We start from the raw sequence: 17,846 nt of genomic DNA, 5'->3' as shown, positions 1-17,846 counted from the left end.
CCCGCGGCCGGCGTTTCCGCGGCGCGGGAAATACCTGCCGGCCGCCGGCGAGGCGCACCTGCCGCGGCCAAACGGTTCCTACGGCTTGGGCGGCGCTGCGTCGCGTTTGCGCTCCGACACACGCGGCTTGCGCGGCGCCCGGGCGAACAGCATGTCGTAGAGCCAGCGCGGCAGGCGGCGCATCAGGCATGCGACGACGCCCATCTGCCACGGCAATACCACGAAACGCCTGCGGCGTGCGATCGCGCCGGCGGCCTTGCGCGCGAACTTGTCGGCGTCCATCAGAAACGGCATCGGGAACGGATTGCCATCCGTCATCGGCGTGCGGATGTAGCCCGGTGCAATCGTCACGACGGCGACCTTGTCGGCCCGCAACTCCACGCGCAGGCTCTCCAGGTACGTCATGGCGGCGGCCTTGGAGGCGCTGTACGCGCCATGCCCGGGCAGTCCGCGCACGCCCGCCACGCTGCCGATGCCCACGAGCGTGCCGCGCCTGCGCGCGCGCATGCCGGCGACGAACGGGCTGAACGTGGCGACCATCGCCATCCAGTTGGTGTCCATGACGGAGGCGAAATGCGGCAGATCGGCGGCGTCTTCGGTATGCACGCCGTGGCTGATGCCCGCGTTGGCGATCACGATGTCGGGCACGCCATGACGCGCGATGAAGTCCTCGGCGGCCGCGCGCAGCGCGAGCGCGTCGCGCACGTCGAGCGCGTAGCAATGCACGGCATGCGGGTGCGGCAGCGTGGCGGCGAGATCGGTGAGCCTGTCGCCACGCCGCCCGACCAGTCCGAGAATGGCGCCCTGCGCGGCGTAGTGGCGCGCGAGCGCCTCGCCCAGCCCGCTCGAGGCGCCGGTGATGAAAACCTTCGGTGATGTCGTATGTGTGGCCATATAACGCAAAAGCCCGGCCGGGGCCGGGCTTTGTGAGCGGCGAAGCTTACATCTTCTTCGCGCGGATCTGGTTGATGATCGAGTCGGCCGTCTTGAGCGCGGCGTCGAACGTCTGCTGCTCGGTCGTGGCCGGCTTGCCCGCCTTTTGCAGCGCCTCGCCCGAGGTGGCCGGCGAAACCAGGTACTTGCCCTGGATCGCAATCGTCGGCACGCCGTCGATCTTGTAGTTTTGCCACGTCTTGTTGGCGATGTCCACGGCGGATTCCTTGCGCATCATGGACGGCTTGCCGGCCGCGTCATAAGCGTTGCCGTAAGCCGTCTTGTCGATGCCGAACTGTGCGAGGAAGTCGGCTTGCGAGTCCTTGGTGAGCAGGTAGTTGTGCCTCACGTGGATTTCGTTGAAGACCTTCGGCGTGAGTTCGGCTTCCTTGCCCAGCGTGCTGAGCGCGATGAACATGCGCGTGTGCGGCTCGAAGCGGCTCTGGAAGGCGACCGGCACGCGCTTGAACACCACGTCCTTGCCCTGCTTCTTGACCCACGCTTCGAGCGACGGCTCGAGCGCACTGCAATGCGGGCAGCCGTACCAGAAGAACTCGGTGACTTCGATTTTGCCCGCGCCGGCCGAGAGCGGTTGTTGCGGAATCGTCAGGTAGTCGGTCCCCGCGACCGGTGCTTCGGGCGACGCCGAGGCCGCGCCGGAGAGGAAACCGAAAGAAATCAGAACGGCACCAAGAAGTTTTTTCATGATCGTTGTCGATGTGTGAAGCGCACGCGCCGGCCCCCGGCCTGGCTGCGTCCGCGTGAAACCAGATCCCGGATTCAGGCGCATTCGCCAGCGTGTATGACCGGCAATGCCCTGCCGGGTTCAACGCCCGGCATGCGCCGCAAACCCCATCGCATGATGCAGCGTTTTACGGATTTGTGCTGCGTGCGCAGTCTGTCGGCCCTGAAGCAAAAGGCGTTGCCCGTGTGGTGCAACGCCTTTTGCGTTTATTGCTTGGTGAAACGGATGACCGCCGTGTCGTATCCGCCGTCCTGCAGGCGCTGACGCACGTGGTTCATCTCGTCGAGCTTGCCATACGGTCCGAGACGCACGCGATACAGCGTGAGACCGTTGGCGTCGCGCTGCGTGACCTTCGCCTCGAAGCCCGAGAGGGCCAGCCTGGCGCGCAGTTGCTCGGCGTCGTTTTGCGACTTGAAGGCGCCGACCTGCAGGTAGTACCCGGTGTTGGCGTTGTCCGTGGCGCTCGCCGGCGGCGTGGTCGGCGGGGCGACGGGCACGGTCGACTTGCCGTTGAGGATGTCGGCCGGCGACGGCTTCGTCTGGGCCGGCTGCGAAGGGGGCGCGGGCGGTGCGGACGGGCTCGAGGCCGCGGGCGGCGTGACCGGCGTGCCCGGCACCAGCGGCGAGGTGGCCGCGTCCGGTGCGGCCGGGCCCGATGCGGCGCCAGGCAGCGGCGTGCGCGGCTGCAGCGACTTGTTCGGGTCCGGCGCCTGCGCGGCCGGCGAATTCTCGGCCGGGCGCGGCGGCGTCTTTTCGACGAACGGGGTTGGCGTCTTCGTGATGTAGAGCGCGACGACGACGGCAACGGCCAGCCCAACGATCAGGCCGAGCACGATGCCCAGGAAAGTACCGCCCCGCTGGCGGGGTGGTCGACGTGTGTTTGCCATCGAGTCGATTCCGTCCTTACAGAGTTCCGATGCGTTTGCCGTTCGGAGTGGGTGGAAAACTGGCTTACATCTTGGCCGGGGCGGAGACACCCAGCACGGCGAGGCCGTTGCGCAGCACCTGACGCGTGGCCGCGAGCAGCGCCAGACGCGCATGCTTGATGGTCTCGTCGTCGACCAGCACGCGATCGGCGTTATAGAAAGAGTGGAACGCGCCCGCCAGGTCCCGCAGGTAGAAGGCCACGGCGTGCGGCGCCAACTCCTCGGCCGCGCGCGTGAGCATATCCGGATACTCGGCGAGCAGTTGCAGCAGCGCGAGCGCGCGTTCGCTGTCGAGCGGCGCGAGTTCGACGCTGGCCAGCCGTGCTTCGTCGCCGCCCCATTGCGTGAGGATCGAGCAGATGCGCGCATGCGCGTACTGCACGTAGTACACGGGGTTCTCGTCGTTCTGCTTGAGCGCGAGGTCCACGTCGAACACGAACTCCGTGTCGGCCTTGCGCGAAATCAGGAAGAAGCGCACCGCGTCGCGGCCGCGGCGCAGCGCGGCTTCTCGCTCGGCGGGGTCCGTCACCGGCGTCTCGGCCGTGATGCCGCCCGACCACTCGATCAGGTCGCGCACGGTCACGTAGCTGCCTGCGCGCTTGGAGATCTTCACCTCTTCGCCGTTGCGCATGACGGTGACCATCTTGTGCAGCACGTAGTCGGGATAGCCCTTCGGGATGCCGATGCCCAGCGCCTGAAGGCCGGCGCGCACGCGGGCGATGGTGCCGTGGTGGTCCGAGCCCTGCACGTTGATGACCTGATGGAAGCCGCGGTCCCACTTGCGCGTGTGATAGGCGACGTCGGGCACGAAGTACGTGTACGTGCCGTCGGACTTGCGCATCACGCGGTCCTTGTCGTCGCCGTAGTCGGTAGTGCGCAGCCACAGCGCGCCTTCCTGCTCGTAAGTCACGCCGGCGTCGACGAGCGCCTGTACCGTGCGCTCGACGCTGCCGTCGGCGTAGAGCGACGACTCGAGGTAGTACTGGTCGAAGATCACGCCGAAGGTCTGCAGGTCGATGTCCTGCTCGCGACGCAGATAGGCCACGGCGAACGCACGGATCGAGTCGATGTCCTCGATGTCGCCGCTGCCCGTGACGGGCTCGCCGTCGGAGGCCTGCACGGTCTTGCGAGCGAGGAAGTCCTGCGCGATGTCGCCGATGTAGTCGCCGTTGTACGCCGATTCCGGCCAGGCGGCGTCGCCCGGCTTGAGGCCGCGCGCGCGCGCCTGCACGGACGTGGCGAGCGTCTGGATCTGCACGCCGGCGTCGTTGTAGTAGAACTCGCGATGCACCGCACGGCCCTGCGTGGCAAGCAGGGCCGAGATCGTGTCGCCGAGCGCGGCCTGACGGCCGTGGCCCACGTGCAGCGGGCCGGTCGGGTTGGCCGAGACGAACTCGACGAGCACCGGGGCGGTGTCGCGGCCGGCGGCGCGTTGGCCGAAGGCGGCGCCCTCGGTCAGGACTGCGCGGGCCACCGATTGCTTGGCGGCGTTGGCCAGCCGCAGGTTGATGAAGCCGGGACCCGCGACCTCGACGGCATCGATGAGACCGCCGGCGCGGCTGTCGGCAAGGATTGCGTCGGCGATCTTCTGCGCCAGCTCGCGCGGATTGGCGCGCATCGGCTTGGCGAGTTGCATCGCCACGTTACAGGCCAGATCGCCGTGCGAGGCGACTTTCGGGCGTTCGAGCAGGATGGCCGGCGCGGCGGGCGCGGTGCCGTCCGTCGGCATCAGACCGGCGACGGCGTCGCCGATCAGCGCGACGAGAGCATTCTTTTGTGCGGGTAGCATTGGCGGGTGTTTCGGATGCGTCCGGACGCTGCCGGACGGGCAATTGAATCGTCAGCACCGGATTTTAACAGGTGTATGATGAAGTCACGGTGCCCGTCTTGCCCCTCATTGCGTGACGGCGGGGGCGAGCGGCGGTGATAACGCGAACAGGGAGACAACCATGTTGGTAACGTTCAAGTCCAAAGCCTCGCCCAATATCACCATGCTGGAAAACCTCGCGCAGTACCTGCTGGGCGTGGTCGGCAAGAGGCTCGGCGAGCGCGGCGCCATCGGCGAGGACGAAACGGCCGAAGCGATCGCGAAGCTCGAAGCCGCCATCGCGGAGGACAACGCTGCGGCCAAGAAGGAGAGCGAGGGCAAGAAGGCCGAGGAGCGCGACGAAGACGAGCGGCTGCGGCTGGCCCAGCGCGCCTACCCGCTGCTCGACATGCTGCGCGAAGCCCACAAGCAGAAAGTCGCCGTCATGTGGGAGACCTGAGGAAGCCGGGCCGACTTCGGGGGAGCGCCGCATCGCCGGACGCGCAGCGTCCGGGCCGCAGGCGACGCCGGTCGGGTCGCGCACGGGCGAGGCATTCGTCTGAGGCGTCCGTCTGACGCATCAAAAAAAGCAGGCCGCGTATCGCGTGCCTGCTTTTTTTTGCGTGCCCCGGATGGCCGGCGCGGCGATCCGGGGCTAAGGGGGGGATGATGCGGGATGGGCTTACTGGGCCCGGCCCGGCGCGTTGTCCGGAGCGTTGGTGCCGCCGTTGCCCGTGTTGCCGTTGTTCGGGGTCTTCTTCGTGCTGTGACGCTGCTTCTGCGCCTTCGAGTTCGGGTGCGGGTCCGACGGCGTCATGGTCTGCGCGCTCGGGCTCGGCGCCTGAGGCGACGTCGGCGAGGCCTGGCTGGGCATCGGCGTCGACGGGTCCGTCGTGGTGCCCCCGCCAGGGCCCGCGGCGCCACCCCCTGCGGCGCCACCGCCCGCGGCGCCTTGGGCGAAACTCAGTGCGGAAGCACCGGCAAGGGTCAGGGCTGCAATCGAGGTAATCAGCTTCTTCATCAGATGGACTCCTTTTGCTTTGCGCTGCACACCGAAGGAACGACTATCGTGCAGGCATCACTTGCGTCAGTGAGATTCCAGTCTAAGAAGCCGCTTGCGGCGGTGCTGTAAGCCTTTGTAATGGATTGTAATTCGACTTCTTTTTAGTCGTCCGAGCGGCTTGACCAGAAGACCTGGTTCACGCCGGGCAGCGTTTCGAGATGGTCGGTGAGCGCATCGAGTTCGCCCGCCTTCACAGCCGTCGGCAACAGCAGCGCTTCGATTTCGACTTCCGCTTCCCCGAACGGATGAATATCGAGCGCACGCACCGGATAGTTCGACGCCTCGAGCCACGCCTCGACCTTGTCGAGCACTTCGCGTTGCGTGGCGCGCGCGCAGATGACGGACAGCGCATAGGTCGCCTCGGACGTTGCCTCGTTGATCGGTGCGCGATTGATGCGATTGACGACCGGACGCAGCAGCGTGTTCGCCGCGAGCACGAAGGCCGCCACCACACACGCCTCGACGATCAGGCTCGCGCCCGCGGCGGCCCCTACGGCCGCCGAGCCCCATAGCGTGGCGGCGGTGTTCAGGCCGCGCACCGAAGCGCCGTCCTTCATGATCGCGCCCGCGCCGAGGAAGCCGACGCCCGAGACCACGTATGCGATCACGCGCGTGTCGCCCGGCATGAGCCGCATCGACAGATCGACGAACGCCGCCGCGCCCACTGCCACGAGCACGTTGGTGCGCAGGCCCGCGGTGCGCTGGCGCACCTGCCGTTCCACGCCGATGATGGTGCCGAGCACGAATGCGACGAACAGCGACACGGCCGTGTTGAGCAGAGGGACGAGCTGGAAATTCTGAATGCTTTGCAGTGCGTGCATGGAACGTCTCGAAATGAGCGAGCCGGCAGGCGGCCGAAGACTTTCATGGGCGCGGGCGATTCCGATGTGCCCGGTGGGCCGGCGCCGGCCGGTCGGGCGGGACACTACGCTTCGCGCGCGACAGGGGCGTGACATCGGGCATGACATCGGGCATGACACGGGGCAGCGCGCAGCGCGCAGCGGGACGCAGGGCGATGGGCGCCGCCGTGTGCGAGCCGCCGACGTGCCGGCTACTGCGCCGCCACGTTGCCGTCGTGCCGCCTCAGCGGCCGACGCCGCCGCGATTATGGCATCCGGGCCGGTCGGGCGAAAGTCGCTCGCCCAACCGGGCGCCACTCAGGGACGATGCCCTCGCGTCACGACAGTTGCGGCGCGAGCAGACGTCGCGCCGTGGCTTCATCCACGCCCGTGCGTTCCATGAAGTCCTCGAGCTGATCGGGGCCGATCTTGCCGACACTGAAATAGGTGCTGTCCGGATGCGAGAGATAGAAGCCCGACACGCTTGCCGCGGGCAGCATGGCAAGCGACTCGGTCACGCTCATGCCGATCTCGTGAGCCTGCAGGTAGTGGAACATCGGCCCTTTGACCGAGTGCTCCGGACAGGCCGGATAGCCGGGCGCCGGACGAATACCGACGTACTGCTCCTTGATGAGCGCGTCGTTGTCGAGCTGCTCGTCGGCCGCGTAGCCCCAGAACTCGCGCCGCACGCGAGCGTGCATGCGCTCGGCGAACGCTTCGGCCAGGCGATCGGCCAGCGCCTTGAGCATGATCGCGCTGTAGTCGTCGTGATCGGCGAGAAAGCCGGCTTCCCTGGCCTCGACACCGAGCCCCGCCGTCACGGCGAACACGCCGATGTAGTCGGCCACGCCGCTGTCCTTCGGCGCGATGAAGTCGGCAAGCGACCGGTTCGGGCGACGCACGCCGTCCACCACTGGACGCTCGCTCTGCTGGCGCAGGTTATGCCACGTGAACGCGATTTCGGCGCGCGTCTCGTCGGTGTAGATCTCGATGTCGTCGTCGTTCACCACGTTCGCCGGCAGCAGCGCGATGACCCCGTTGGCGGTAAGCCAGCGGCCCTGGATCAGACGGTTGAGCATGGCGCGGCCGTCCGAGAACACGCGGCGCGCCGACTCGCCGACGATCTCGTCGTTGAGGATCGCGGGGTACGGGCCGGCGAGGTCCCACGTCTGGAAGAACGGCCCCCAGTCGATGAATTCGGCGAGTTCGGCCAGATCGTAATTCTTGAAGACGCGGCGGCCGATGAACTTCGGCCTGGGCGGCACGTAGCTCGACCAGTCGACCTTGAACTTGTTCTCGCGCGCGGCAGCAAGCGAGACCATCGGCGTGGCCTTGCGGTTCGCGTGCTGCGCGCGCACGCGCTCGTAGTCCGCCTTCACCTCTTCAAGGTAGCGCGCCGCGCCCTCGTCCGAGAGCAGGTTCGAGGCGACCGATACGGAGCGCGAGGCGTCCGGTACATAGATCACGGGACCGTCGTAATTGGGCGCGATCTTCACGGCGGTGTGCACGCGCGAGGTTGTCGCGCCGCCGATGAGCAGGGGGATGTTGCGCAAACGGAAGTACTCGTCGCGCTGCATTTCCGAGGCGACGTAGGCCATCTCCTCGAGGCTCGGCGTGATGAGGCCCGACAGGCCGATGATGTCCGCGCCTTCTTCCTTCGCCTTGGCGAGTATCTCGGCGCACGGCACCATCACGCCCATGTTCACCACTTCGAAGTTGTTGCACTGGAGCACGACGGTCACGATGTTCTTGCCGATGTCGTGTACGTCGCCCTTGACCGTGGCGATCACGATCTTGCCCTTGGAGCGCACGTCTTCGCCGGCGGCGGCCATGCGCGCCTTTTCTTCCTCGATGAACGGCACGAGGTGCGCCACGGCCTGCTTCATCACGCGAGCGCTCTTCACCACTTGCGGCAGGAACATCTTGCCCGCGCCGAACAGGTCGCCCACGACGTTCATGCCGTCCATGAGCGGGCCTTCGATCACCTGGATCGGGCGACCGCCGGCGGCGGCAATCTTCTGACGCACTTCCTCGGTGTCTTCCACGATGAACGTGGTGATGCCGTGCACGAGCGCGTGCGTGAGCCGGGCCTCGACCGGCTGATTGCGCCACTCCAGGTTTTCTTCGCGCTTTTGCGCGCCGCCCTTGTAGCGGTCGGCGATCTCGAGCAGCCGCTCGGTGCTGTCCTCGCGCCGGTTGAGCACCACGTCTTCCACGCGCTCGCGCAGTTCGGGGTCGAGGTTTTCGTACACGCCGAGCTGGCCGGCATTGACGATGCCCATGTCCATGCCCGCCTGGATCGCGTGATACAGGAACACGGTGTGAATCGCTTCACGCACGATGTCGTTGCCGCGAAACGAGAACGACACGTTCGACACGCCGCCGCTGATCTTCGCGCCGGGCAGGTTCGCCTTGATCCAGCGCGTGGCGTTGATGAAGTCGACCGCGTAGTTGTTGTGCTCTTCGATGCCCGTGGCGACCGCGAAGATGTTCGGATCGAAGATGATGTCCTCGGGCGGGAAGCCGACTTCGTCGACCAGCACGCGATAGCTGCGCTCGCAGATCTCGATCTTGCGCTGGTAGGTGTCGGCCTGACCCTGCTCGTCGAAGGCCATGACGACGGCGGCCGCGCCGTAACGGCGGATGCGTCTGGCGTGATGCACGAACGCTTCCTTGCCTTCCTTGAGCGAGATCGAGTTGACGATTGCCTTGCCCTGCACGCACTTCAGACCCGCCTCGATCACTTCCCACTTGGAAGAGTCGATCATGATCGGCACGCGCGCGATGTCGGGCTCCGAGGCGATCAGGTTCAGAAAGCGCACCATGGCGGCTTTCGAGTCGAGCATGGCCTCGTCCATGTTGACGTCGATGACCTGGGCGCCGTTTTCGACCTGCTGGCGGGCGACCGCCAGCGCTTCGTCGAACTGGCCGTTCAGGATCATGCGTGCGAACGCTTTCGAGCCCGTGACGTTGGTGCGCTCACCGACGTTCACGAACAGCGTGCCCTCGCCGATGTTGAAGGGCTCGAGGCCGGACAGGCGCATTGGCTGCACTGGCGTTGCGAAGGGCGTTTGGCTCATGGGCGAATCCGTTCGGTGAGTGGCGCGGCGGTGTGGCGGCGCGCCGGGATTTCTGGCAATCGATCTTGTGGGGCGGGCTGCCCGGCCGCCCGTTGGCTTACGACGCGTGCGCCGCGTCGCGGTACTGCGACGGCCAGCGGCGCGGCTTGACGTCCGCGAGCGCTTTCGCGATTTGCGCGATGTGCTCGGGCGTGGTGCCGCAGCAGCCGCCCGCGAGGTTCACCAGACCAGCCTGGGCGAACTCGCGCAGCAGGCCCGAGGTGACGTCGGGCGTCTCGTCGAAGCCGGTGTCGCTCATCGGGTTGGGCAGGCCGGCGTTCGGATAGACCGACACGTATGTGTTGCACAGCTTGGCCAGCTCGGCGATGTACGGACGCATGAGCGTGGCGCCGAGCGCGCAGTTCAGGCCGAAGGTGAGCGGCCGGGCGTGGCGCAGCGAGTTCCAGAACGCCTCGACGGTCTGCCCCGACAGGATGCGCCCGGAGGCGTCGGTCACCGTGCCCGAGATCATGATCGGCAGCACTTCGCCGGTGTCTTCGAACAGCTCGTCGATGGCGAAGAGCGCGGCCTTGGCGTTGAGCGTATCGAAGATCGTCTCGACGAGGAACAGGTCCACGCCGCCTTCGAGCAGCGACTTCGCCTGCGCGTAGTAGGCCTCGCGCAGTTGATCGAAGTCGACGTTGCGCGCGCCTGGGTCGTTCACGTCGGGGCTGATGCTCGCGGTCTTGGGCGTCGGGCCGATGGCGCCGGCGGCAAAGCGCGGCTTGTCGGGCGTGCTGTAGGCGTCGCACGCTTCACGTGCGAGACGGGCCGACTCGCGGTTCATCTCGTCGGCCAGGTGCTCCATGTGGTAGTCGGCCTGCGCGATCGTCGTCGCCCCGAAGGTGTTCGTCTCGATGATATCGGCGCCGGCGGCGAGATACTTGCGATGGATCTCGCCGATGACGTCCGCGCGCGTGAGCGAAAGCAGCTCGTTGTTGCCCTTCACGTCGTGCGCGAAGTCGGCGAAACGTTCGCCGCGATACTGCGCTTCGGTCAGCTTGTACTGCTGGATCATCGTCCCCATGGCGCCGTCCAGAATCAGGATGCGTGATTCGAGCAGCGCGGGCAGGACCTGAGCGCGCGTGTATCGGGGCGCGCCGGGGCGCGGCGGCTGCGTGGCGTTCGGTGCGGTCCCCGCTTGGGCGCTGGCGGCGGATGAGGTTGCGGTAGTCATGACGGACGTCGCCTCGGAGTGGCCGGAAAACCTATAATTGTAATGGTTTTCGGCCATCGTGCCCGCGCGCCGTCGCCCGTCGGGCGGGCCGCGGCCGCCGCCCGGCGCGGGTCGTTCAGCCCGCCCGCGGCCCAGGCGGCGCGTCCCTTCAATCCTCTTTCGTCAACGACATGGAATTCCTGCTCCCGGGCGCCGCCCACAAGTTTCTGCAAGCCAACGCCAACGCCCTGTTCGTCGACTGCCGCAGCGAAATGGAATACCTGTTCGTCGGGCACCCGGCCGGCGCGATCCATGTGGCCTGGAACGACGGTCCGGACTGGGAGATCAACCCGCACTTCGTGCAGAGCGTTCGCAAGCTCGCCGGCGCCGGCGGCGAGCGGCCAGTGCTGCTGATCTGCCGCAGCGGCAACCGCAGTGCCGCCGCGGGCGAAGCCCTCGAGGCGGCCGGTTTCCTGAACGTCTATGCCGTGCAGCACGGCTTCGAGGGCGATCTCGACGCCACCCATCACCGCAACGCCGTCAATGGCTGGCGCTTTGAAGGCTTGCCCTGGGAGCAGTGCTGAAGCCGCCGGCGCCGTCATGCCCGGGCGGGCCTCACATCGGGTCAAGCCGTGGCGGGCGTGTGCCGCGACCATAAAAAAACCCTCGCCGGAGCGAGGGTTTTTCGTGGCTGCACCGCGTGCGGTGTCGGAGTCAGTGGAGCACGACCGGATTCGTCATGAAGTTATCGAACTGGCCGAGGAACTCATCGACTTCGTCCTCGGAGGGTTCGGTGGCAATGAGCTTCTGCACCTCTTCACGGAATTGCCGGGCGAGCGAGCCGTCGAGGAAGATCTCGCGGCCAGCGGTTTTGTCCACGATTTCATAGCCACCCGCAGACAGCGCGTGATTGCCGTTATCCGCGGCAAACTCGACGACACAATAATTCGGGCTGTTGTAAATCATGAGCATGGCAACTCTCCTGGTGTTCCTGCATGGTCCTTGGTAACCCACATAGGGGCGACGCGGCGCGATTTCAAGAGGCGATGCCCCATGATTCGCTTATCGGCACACCGGCTGACGAATTCAATGGTTTGGGCCCTCCTTGTGAATTTCCACGCTAAAGGTTCCGATTCGGACTCGTTCGAACGTTAGATGCGCTCGCTTGCAAAAACGTTGCAAGGAGATTGGTTACGAACTGTTTCTGCTCGACGATGGACAGATGCGCCGCGTCGGGCACGATTTCGAGGCGCGCGCCGGCAATGCCCTCGGCAATGCGCCGGGCCACGGCGGGCGGCGTCGACGGGTCGTTTTCGCCGACGATGACCAGTGTCGGCGCGTCGATCTCGTGCAGCCGCGTTCGCACATCGAACGCGGCGAGCGCCTCGCACGCGCCAGCGAAACCCTCGGGATGCGCATGGGCGACCAGCGAACGGATGCGCTCGGCCCGCGCCGGGTGCCGCTGGCGGAAGCCGGCGCCAAGCCAGCGCTCGAGCGTGCCGTTGGCGAGTTCCCTCATGCCATGCGTGCGGGCCTTGGCGGCGCGCTCCAGGAATTGCTTCGCGTCGGCGGCGTCGTACCCGGCGGTCGTGTCGATCAGCGTCAGGCTCGCGACGCGCTCGGGGGCGTCGAGCGCCAGTTGCTGCGCCACGGCGCCGCCCATCGAAATGCCGATGAAATGCGTGCTCGGAATTTCCAGCGAGCTGAGCAGCGCCGTCGCGTCGGCGGCCAGTTGCTCGACGGTGTACGGGCCGTCGGGCACGTCGCTCGCGCCGTGCCCTCGGCTGTCGTATCGCAAGACCCGGAAGTGTGCGGCGAGATCGGGCACGAGATCGTCCCACACCGTGAGATCCGCACCCAGGGGGTGCGCCAGCGTCAGCCACGGTCCGTGGCCATCCACCGCGTAGTGAATCGATACACCGTTAGCACTGACTTTCATGGCGAGAGGCCTCCCATCAATCGTGAACGTGTGTCGATGCAGTGGGATGTTTCCGATTATGTCAGGAACCTTGCGCTCGTGCAGCGCGTTTCGTCGTAGTAGGGCAACACTTCGCGCCCGGCCCGCGTGAAGACTCGATCGGCGCCACCGCCGCTCGATCGTTTGAATTTCGAGACATGTATTTCGGGACGTTTTTCGATGCCGGCGAGCGTGCCGCAAACCGCACCGTGAGCAGGGTTATCGCGACGCGGGCGGCGCATCCGGCCCGTGATTCAATTCGTCGCCTTTTGCGTGAAGACCAGCTCGAACTCGTTGCCCGACGGCTCGACCTGTCTGACGCGCACGGGCATCCAGTCGAGCGACGGCGCGAGCCAGATGTCGACGCGCCGCTCGTCGCCCGCCTTGCGCGGCAGCCGCGTGAAGTGGCGCGTCTCGACGTAGCCCTGGGGCGTGCGCAGCGTTTCGGTGCCGACATACTGCACCGGCCAGACCTCGCTGCTGTCCGTGTCGGCCACGGTGAACTCGTGCGTCACGCCGACCTGGGTGTAGCGCTCCGGATTGCCTCGGGCGTAGCCGGCCAACTGCATCATCACGCTGAAGCGGTCCTGGGCGCCGGGCGCGAGCGGCGCCGACTGCCCCGAACGCGTGAAGCTCAGCGTGGGTGTGGCGTCGCGCTCAAACGTCGTGACGTATTGCGCGCGTCGGCCGCGTTTTTCTATATAGCGCGACGGCGCGATGCCATTCGCGTCGAAGCCGCCCTCGCTGACGAATTCGAACGTGCCGAAGAAAATGATCGGCACGGCGACCCGCAGCTCGTAATGCCCGTTTTCGTTGACCCAGTGCAACTCGCCGGTCTGGTTGCGAACGCCGTTCATGAGCGCGTCGTAGGTCAGCGTGGCCGAGGGCGGCGGGGCGAACTTGTCGCCGTTCGCCGCCGCTGCGGTGAGTGCTGGACCGGGCGGCGCGGGCGCCGACGCGGGGGCGCCGGCCGTGTCGGGCGAATTGCCGTCGCCCGCGGTCGTTTGTGATGCGGACTGCGGGCCGGGCGCGTCGGCGTGCTCCGGCGCGGCGATCGTGTCCGTCGGCGCGGATGGCGCGGGCGGCGCGGCCGGCGCGGATGGCGGCTTGACCGCGGGCTTGCGCACGGGTGCGGGGGGCGCGGGCGGCGGTGGGGGCGCCGGCGGCGCGGGTGGTGCGATGGGCTTGAGCGGAATCAGCGTGATCGGGATTTCCGGGAGCGGCGTGTCGTCGAGCGCGCGGCGGTGGCGATCGACCCACAGCGCGAGGAACACGTGCGCCGCGAATACGGCCACGAGCACCGCGGCCCAGATGCGCCAGCCGGGCCAGACGCGCCAGCCGCGCCTGACGCCGCGTGCCCGCCGGCTGGACTGCGGCGGCATCGGCGGCATCGGCCGTGTCCGGCCTGCCGGCGGCGAGGCGGCCGCGCGGGCGGTGTCGGCAGAGTCGGCGGGGTCGTTGGGAACCGGAGGCACGTTGGGCGCTGCGTCGCGTGAGAGTCGATGGGCAGACGGTGACACGAAATTCGAAAACTCGAAAGTTCGAACGCTCGAAAGGTCGAACGCTCGAAAGGCCAGGACGCCAGAGCGGCAGGATCGCATGTTGCGGCGACCCCGGTTCGACAGACGCCGAGCCGGGCCGTTCACGCGCGCGGCGGCCTGCGTCCCGGCACGCGGCTAGGGCGCCGCGCCGGGGGCGTGCGCGTGGCCGAGGTCAGCCGACAGACGCTGCGCGAGCGCGCGCAGCGCGGTGTCGATGGGCCCGCCCCAGCGCGCGTCGAAACGGCTCTCGGGGCCGAGCGCCATCAGGCCCATGACGAGCTGCCCGGTCGCATCGAACACGGGCATGCAGAAGGCGTTGACCGACGGCAGCACCGTGCCCTCCACGCGTGCCGCGCGATGCGCGCGCACGTCGTCGAGCACGGCATCGTATTCGGCGCGTGTGGCAGGCAGATGATGGCGAGACGCGTGTTGCAGTCCGGCAAGCGCCGCGTCGATGAGCGGTGCGGTCTGGCGCGCCGGCAGATAGGCGGCGAACAGGCGGCCGGCGGCCGATTCGAGCATCGGCATCACGTCGCCCAGGCGCAGCGGCACGCGTAGCGGAAAGGTCGAGTCCAGCCAGTGGACCACCGTCGGCCCCTGATTGCCCCACACGCACAACCCCACGGTCTGGTCGATGGTGTCGCGCAACTGGTTCAGTGCGAAGCGGGCGGCCTTGAAGGCGTCGATGCGGGCGAGATGGGCGAGGCCCATGCGCAGCGTGAAGGGACCCAGATCGTAGCGGCCGCTCACCGGGTCCTGCACGATGAGGCCGAGGCGCTGGAAACTTACGAGATAGCGGTGCGCCTTGGCGGGGTTCATGCCGGCCGCATGCGCGAGATCGCGCAGCATCATGGCGTTCGACGCGCCGGTGAGCACCTCGATGAGCCGGAAGCCGACCTCGATCGACTGGATGCCCGAGCGGGCCTTCTCCTCGTCGGGCGCCTTGTCCTCATTGCCGTCGTTGGTTTCGGGGGGGTATGCGTCGCCGTCGTCGATGTTATTGGGCATGGTCATGTGTCTCTGTCTTTTCCTCGTCGCGGCGGTGCTCGCGCGCGTTGGGCGCATGCCTTGCGCACGCGCGGCAGCGTCGCCGGTGCTGCCCGCGCCCCGAGCCGGGCGTGCGGGCGAAGCGCTCAGGTAGAATCGTCGGCTTCACGCGCCATTCTATCGGGCTTGAGACGGCCCGCAGACTTCATCACATGAAACTCGCTACCCGTAAGGACGGCACTCGCGACGGCCAGCTGATCGTCGTCTCGCGCGACCTGTCGAGCGCCTGCATTGCCGACGCCATCGCGCCCACGCTGCAACGCGTGCTCGACGACTGGACCTTCTACGCGCCGCAACTCCAGACGCTCTACAACGAACTCAATCACAACCGCGCCCGCAACGCCTTTGCGTTCGATCCCGCCGAGTGCATGGCGCCGCTGCCGCGCGCCTATCAATGGGCCGACGGCTCGGCCTACGTCAATCACGTCGAACTGGTGCGCCGCGCGCGCGGGGCCGAGATGCCGCCCGAATTCTGGACCGACCCGCTCATGTACCAGGGCGGCAGCGACGACTTCCTCGGCCCGACCGACGACATCGTCTGCGCCTCGGAGGACTTCGGCATCGACTTCGAGGCCGAACTGGCCGTGATCACCTCCGACGTGCCCATGGGCGCGAGCCCGGCCCGAGCGCTCGAAAGCGTGCGCCTGCTGATGCTGGTCAACGACGTGAGCCTGCGCAACCTGATTCCGGCCGAACTGGCCAAGGGCTTCGGCTTTTTCCAGAGCAAGCCCGCGAGCAGCTTCTCGCCGGTGGCGGTCACGCCCGACGAACTCGGCGACGCCTGGCGCGACGGCCGCGTGCATCGCCCGCTCACGGTGAAATGGAACGACAAGAAGTTCGGCGCCCCCGAATGCGGCGAAGACATGGTGTTTCACTTCGGCCAGCTCGTCGCGCATGTGTGCAAGACGCGCAACGCGCGCGCGGGCACCATCGTCGGCTCGGGCACGATCTCGAACAAGGACCGTAGCCGCGGCAGCGCCTGCATCGCCGAGAAGCGCATGCTCGAGATGATCGACAAGGGAGCGCCCGAAACGTCGTTCATGCGCTACGGCGATCGCGTGCGCATCGAGATGTTCGACGCCCAGGGCAAGTCGATCTTCGGCGCCATCGATCAGGCCGTCGCGCCGCTGGACGAGTAAGGCGCGCGGCGCGCGATCGGTGTCGGCACGATCGCGCGCAATGAGAATGCGCCCCCGAAATCCGCATCATCCGTGGCTTTGCGAGGTGCGCGATGCTACCTCCATAGGGTGAACCCGAATATGGCGGGCAATTCCGGCTCGGCTATTCTTGGTCTCCTTGAGTCGGTTCGCACCCCTGACGGGTGTGGGGGCCGGCGCTAACTTTCGCCGGCGCGGCGCGAGGTGTCCGTCCGGGCGCCTGGCGCAAGAAAAAACGCAGCGCGGGCCAGACCAGGAGATTTTCCATGCGAAACCCCGTGCGCACCGCACTGCTGGGTGCGATGTTGCTGGCGCTGGCCGGCGCCGCCGCCGCTCAGGTCAAGATCGGCGTGAGCATTTCGCTCACCGGCCCTGCCGCTTCGCTCGGCATTCCGGCACGCAACACGGTCACCATGCTGCCGACGGAAATCGGCGGCCAAAAAGTCGACTACATCGTGCTCGACGATGCGTCCGACACCACGACAGCCGTTCAGAACACCAAGAAGCTCATCTCCGAGAACCACGTCGACGCCATCATCGGCTCGTCGATCACGCCGAACACGCTGGCGATGCTCGACGTGATCGCGGGCGGCACCACGCCGACGATCTCGCTCGCGTCCTCGGCGCGCATCATCGAGCCGGTCGACGCCAAGCGTTACTGGATGTTCAAGACCCCGCAGACCGATGCGCAGATGGCCTCGGCGATCGCCGAGCATGCCAGCCGCCACGGCGTGAAGACGATGGCGTTCATCGGCCAGGGCGATGCCCTGGGCGAGGCGTTCTATGAGGAAGTCGCCAAGTTCGCCGGCCTGCACAAGATCAAGATGGTGGCCAACGAGCGTTTCGCGCGCACCGATCCGAGCGTGACAGGCCAGATCCTGAAAATCATGGCGACCAATCCGGACGCCGTCGTCGTGGGCGCGGCGGGCACGCCGGCCGCCCTGCCGCCCAAGGCGCTCGCCGAGCGCGGCTACAAGGGCCTCGTGTATCACAACCACGGCGTGGGCAACAACGATTTCCTGCGCGTGTGCGGCAAGGACTGCAACAACACGTATCTGCCGGCGAGCCCGGTGCTCGTGGCCTCGCAACTGCCGGGCGATCATCCGGCCAAGGCAGTCGCGCTCGACTACATCAAGAAGTACGAAGCCAAGTATGGGGCGGGTACCGTGGCCGCGTTCGGTTCGTATGCCTGGGACGCCGGCATTCTGCTGCAGCGCGCGATTCCCGTCGCGCTGAAGACGGCCAAGCCGGGTACGCCGGAATTCCGCAAGGCCCTGCGCGATGCACTCGAGACGAGCAAGGACGTGCACGTGACCAACGGTGTGATCAACATGAGCCCGACCGATCACCTCGGTCTCGACCAGCGCGCTCGCGTGATGGTCAAGATCGACAACGGCAAGTGGCTGCTCGCGCCGTGAGCGCATGGATGTGAGACGGCAAACTCCGCACGCATCCGAAGTTTCGACCGTTGTTCCGACCGTTTGACCGTCGGCGGCGCCGGCCTCGCCCGGCGCCGCTGTTCCCATCCCCGCCCGCGCGGGGATATTTTTTTGGAG

Annotated in this window: 16 protein-coding genes; 4 read left to right on the top strand and 12 right to left on the bottom strand. The window is 67.1% G+C overall.

Annotated features, from left to right (window positions below; genetic code table 11):
• Positions 1–78 precede the first annotated feature (78 nt).
• From CDN36_RS06265 to argS, 4 genes are all read right to left on the bottom strand, one after another.
• Positions 79–894, bottom strand: coding sequence for an SDR family oxidoreductase (locus CDN36_RS06265; RefSeq protein WP_150553955.1), 816 nt, complete (start codon positions 892–894; stop codon positions 79–81).
• A 46-nt stretch (positions 895–940) separates the two neighbouring features.
• Complete coding sequence (locus CDN36_RS06260; RefSeq protein WP_150553954.1) at positions 941–1,639, bottom strand: thiol:disulfide interchange protein DsbA/DsbL; 699 nt, start codon at positions 1,637–1,639, stop codon at positions 941–943.
• A 245-nt stretch (positions 1,640–1,884) separates the two neighbouring features.
• Complete coding sequence (locus CDN36_RS06255; RefSeq protein ID WP_287496257.1) at positions 1,885–2,565, bottom strand: SPOR domain-containing protein; 681 nt, start codon at positions 2,563–2,565, stop codon at positions 1,885–1,887.
• Positions 2,566–2,629: 64 nt separating this feature from the next.
• A complete protein-coding gene (argS, locus tag CDN36_RS06250; RefSeq protein WP_287496256.1) occupies positions 2,630–4,393 on the bottom strand; it encodes an arginine--tRNA ligase in 1,764 nt (587 codons plus the stop codon).
• A gap of 160 nt (positions 4,394–4,553) precedes the next feature.
• On the opposite strand from argS, the gene CDN36_RS06245 reads away from it, so the two are divergent.
• Positions 4,554–4,871, top strand: coding sequence for a DUF1840 domain-containing protein (locus CDN36_RS06245; RefSeq protein WP_287496255.1), 318 nt, complete (start codon positions 4,554–4,556; stop codon positions 4,869–4,871).
• Between the two features lie 222 nt (positions 4,872–5,093).
• On the opposite strand, the gene CDN36_RS06240 is transcribed toward CDN36_RS06245, so the two are convergent.
• From CDN36_RS06240 to CDN36_RS06225, 4 genes are all read right to left on the bottom strand, one after another.
• Positions 5,094–5,432, bottom strand: a complete 339-nt coding sequence (locus CDN36_RS06240; RefSeq protein WP_150553950.1) for a hypothetical protein — start codon at positions 5,430–5,432, stop codon at positions 5,094–5,096.
• A 143-nt stretch (positions 5,433–5,575) separates the two neighbouring features.
• Positions 5,576–6,286, bottom strand: a complete 711-nt coding sequence (locus tag CDN36_RS06235) for an MgtC/SapB family protein (RefSeq protein ID WP_150554170.1) — start codon at positions 6,284–6,286, stop codon at positions 5,576–5,578.
• Between the two features lie 365 nt (positions 6,287–6,651).
• Entirely contained in the window at positions 6,652–9,453 is a 2,802-nt protein-coding gene (gene metH / locus CDN36_RS06230; protein WP_287496311.1) for a methionine synthase, read from the bottom strand.
• Positions 9,454–9,490: 37 nt separating this feature from the next.
• Complete coding sequence (locus CDN36_RS06225) at positions 9,491–10,609, bottom strand: homocysteine S-methyltransferase family protein (protein ID WP_287496254.1); 1,119 nt, start codon at positions 10,607–10,609, stop codon at positions 9,491–9,493.
• Positions 10,610–10,779: 170 nt separating this feature from the next.
• Here CDN36_RS06225 and CDN36_RS06220 point away from each other — a divergent pair, with 170 nt between their 5' ends.
• Entirely contained in the window at positions 10,780–11,172 is a 393-nt protein-coding gene (locus CDN36_RS06220) for a rhodanese-like domain-containing protein (RefSeq protein WP_150553948.1), read from the top strand.
• Between the two features lie 130 nt (positions 11,173–11,302).
• On the opposite strand, the gene CDN36_RS06215 is transcribed toward CDN36_RS06220, so the two are convergent.
• From CDN36_RS06215 to CDN36_RS06200, 4 genes are all read right to left on the bottom strand, one after another.
• Entirely contained in the window at positions 11,303–11,560 is a 258-nt protein-coding gene (locus tag CDN36_RS06215) for a BTH_I0359 family protein (protein WP_150553947.1), read from the bottom strand.
• 148 nt (positions 11,561–11,708) lie between these two features.
• Positions 11,709–12,527 (bottom strand): 3-oxoadipate enol-lactonase, encoded by an 819-nt coding sequence (pcaD, locus tag CDN36_RS06210; protein ID WP_287496253.1) that lies wholly within the window; start codon positions 12,525–12,527, stop codon positions 11,709–11,711.
• Between the two features lie 272 nt (positions 12,528–12,799).
• Complete coding sequence (locus tag CDN36_RS06205) at positions 12,800–13,936, bottom strand: DUF3108 domain-containing protein (protein ID WP_287496252.1); 1,137 nt, start codon at positions 13,934–13,936, stop codon at positions 12,800–12,802.
• Positions 13,937–14,221: 285 nt separating this feature from the next.
• Positions 14,222–15,094, bottom strand: coding sequence for an IclR family transcriptional regulator (locus tag CDN36_RS06200; RefSeq protein WP_150554168.1), 873 nt, complete (start codon positions 15,092–15,094; stop codon positions 14,222–14,224).
• A 191-nt stretch (positions 15,095–15,285) separates the two neighbouring features.
• On the opposite strand from CDN36_RS06200, the gene CDN36_RS06195 reads away from it, so the two are divergent.
• Positions 15,286–16,272 (top strand): fumarylacetoacetate hydrolase family protein, encoded by a 987-nt coding sequence (locus tag CDN36_RS06195; RefSeq protein WP_287496251.1) that lies wholly within the window; start codon positions 15,286–15,288, stop codon positions 16,270–16,272.
• Between the two features lie 284 nt (positions 16,273–16,556).
• Positions 16,557–17,708 (top strand): ABC transporter substrate-binding protein, encoded by a 1,152-nt coding sequence (locus tag CDN36_RS06190; protein ID WP_287496250.1) that lies wholly within the window; start codon positions 16,557–16,559, stop codon positions 17,706–17,708.
• The last annotated feature ends 138 nt before the right edge of the window (positions 17,709–17,846 follow it).

The sequence above is a fragment of the Pandoraea sp. CB10b_02 genome (genome assembly GCF_002216225.1).
Classification (GTDB): domain Bacteria; phylum Pseudomonadota; class Gammaproteobacteria; order Burkholderiales; family Burkholderiaceae; genus Pandoraea; species Pandoraea nosoerga.
Note: the sequence above shows the minus strand (reverse complement) of the source record. Positions and strands in the feature narration are given on the sequence as shown.